Genomic DNA, 1,583 nt, shown 5'->3' with positions numbered 1-1,583 from the left:
CTACAGCAAGGACGGGAGCCTTTCGCTTTTCGCCAATCAGGCCGACGACGTCTGGCGCCAGTACTACGCCTCCTTGCAGCAAAGCTACGGCGACCCTTCGACGATCAAGTGGACCGGCTTCTTCAACATCTACTCGACACACGATCAGGGCAGTGCAATGCAGGGCCCCATCGACAGCAACGCGTACAGTCTTTCGCTCGCCGCGCAGCACGGTCCGCATTCGCTTCTGCTCGGCTACCAACAGATTCTCGGCGACCAGTTCTACGACTACGTGAACGAGACGGCGGGCGACTATCTCGTCAACTCGATGGACGTGGACTACAACGCGCCGCACGAGCAGTCGTTCCAGGTGCGCTATGGTTTCGATGGCGCCTATGCGGGCCTGCCGGGCGCGAAGGCGATGCTCTGGTACGCACTCGGCTGGGGCGCCAACGCGTCGGCGGGTGCAGCCTCCAATCCCACGCCCGCGAGCCCGTTCTACAACCTGTACTGGAGGAACGGGCAGCCCGTGCACGGCTCGCACCACGAATTCGGCTTCATTCCGAGCTATACGCTGCAAAGCGGGCGCTTCAAGAACACCAAAATCACCTTTATCGCCATGTGGCACCACGCGTCGAAGTACTACTCCGACCCGAGCAACCAGGAATTCCGCCTCGTCATCAACATGCCGTTGAAGCTGTTCTGAAGCGCCGCGGCCGCCACGCGGCGGTGCGGGCCGCCGCCGCGTGCGTCGTGCGCTTCAAGCCTCGCGTGCAAACACCTCGCGCGCGGCGAAGAGGCCGTTGAGCGCCGCGGGAAAGCCCGCGTACACGGCCATCTGCATGATCGTCTCGACGATCTCCTCGCGCGTGAGGCCCACGTTCAGGCCCGCGGCAATATGGACCTTGAGTTGCGGCTGCGCGTGGCCAATGGCCGTGAGCGCCGCGATGGTGGCGATCTCGCGCGAGCGAAGGTCCAGACCCGGCCGCGCGTAGATGTCGCCAAATGGAAATTCCAGCAGATACTGCGCGAAATCCGGCGCGATATCGGCGAGCGAGTCGATCACGTGCTCGCCGCCGCTGCCGTCAATCGCCGAGAGCATGCGCCTGCCTCTTGCGAGGCGGCTTTCCTGCCGGGCGGCGCTGGTCTGATTTGTCGTTTCGTGCATTCTCGTTCCTTTGCATGGCGTGGGAATAACCTTCGATCTTGTTGTCGAGGACGAGAAGACACGCCTGGAGTTCGGCCACCTGCGCACGCACCGCTTCGCGATGCGCCGCCAGCAATTCGCCGCGCTCGCGCTCGGTTGCCTTGCCGGCCGCGCGCAGCTGCGCGTAGCGCAACATGCCCTGGATCGGCATGCCCGTGGTCTTCAGACGGCCCAGAAAACCGATCCATTCAAGCACCGAGCGGTCGTAAGCGCGCTGGCCCGTTTCGTCGCGCACCGCATAGGGAATCAGCCCGATGCGCTCGTAGTAGCGGATCGTATGAGCCGAAAGGCCCGTGAGCGCGGCCAGTTCGCCAATCTTCATGCGCTTCTCCTCATCGACGTTCTGAATGGTGGGACTTCGAGTGCACTCCAGGTCAAGCATTTTTTGGCGCGGGTA

3 protein-coding genes are annotated in these 1,583 nt (G+C 63.2%); 1 reads left to right on the top strand and 2 read right to left on the bottom strand.

Features of this window, described 5'->3' with window-relative positions; genetic code table 11:
* Positions 1-685 (top strand): OprD family outer membrane porin (locus U5A65_RS40610; protein WP_321949701.1); only part of this gene is annotated, 685 nt, incomplete at its 5' end.
* A 54-nt stretch (positions 686-739) separates the two neighbouring features.
* Here the strand turns inward: U5A65_RS40610 and U5A65_RS40605 are convergent.
* Both U5A65_RS40605 and U5A65_RS40600 read right to left on the bottom strand, forming a co-directional pair.
* Positions 740-1,081: a carboxymuconolactone decarboxylase family protein gene (locus U5A65_RS40605; protein ID WP_233888066.1), complete on the bottom strand. Its 342-nt coding sequence runs from the start codon at positions 1,079-1,081 to the stop codon at positions 740-742.
* Entirely contained in the window at positions 1,065-1,508 is a 444-nt protein-coding gene (locus tag U5A65_RS40600) for a MerR family transcriptional regulator (protein ID WP_321918070.1), read from the bottom strand. The genes U5A65_RS40605 and U5A65_RS40600 overlap by 17 nt, the downstream gene beginning before the upstream one ends.
* Positions 1,509-1,583: the final 75 nt, after the last annotated feature.

The organism is Paraburkholderia sp. J10-1 (assembly GCF_905220165.1).
Lineage (GTDB): Bacteria > Pseudomonadota > Gammaproteobacteria > Burkholderiales > Burkholderiaceae > Paraburkholderia.
This window is presented reverse-complemented; position numbering and strand designations above follow the sequence as displayed.

Bases quoted from the DNA above. Each gene is read 5' to 3' on its own strand.
- U5A65_RS40605 (WP_233888066.1), bottom strand. From the start codon at position 1,081: ATGCTCTCGGCGATTGACGGCAGCGGCGGCGAGCACGTGATCGACTCG.
- U5A65_RS40600 (WP_321918070.1), bottom strand. From the start codon at position 1,508: ATGAAGATTGGCGAACTGGCCGCGCTCACGGGCCTTTCGGCTCATACG.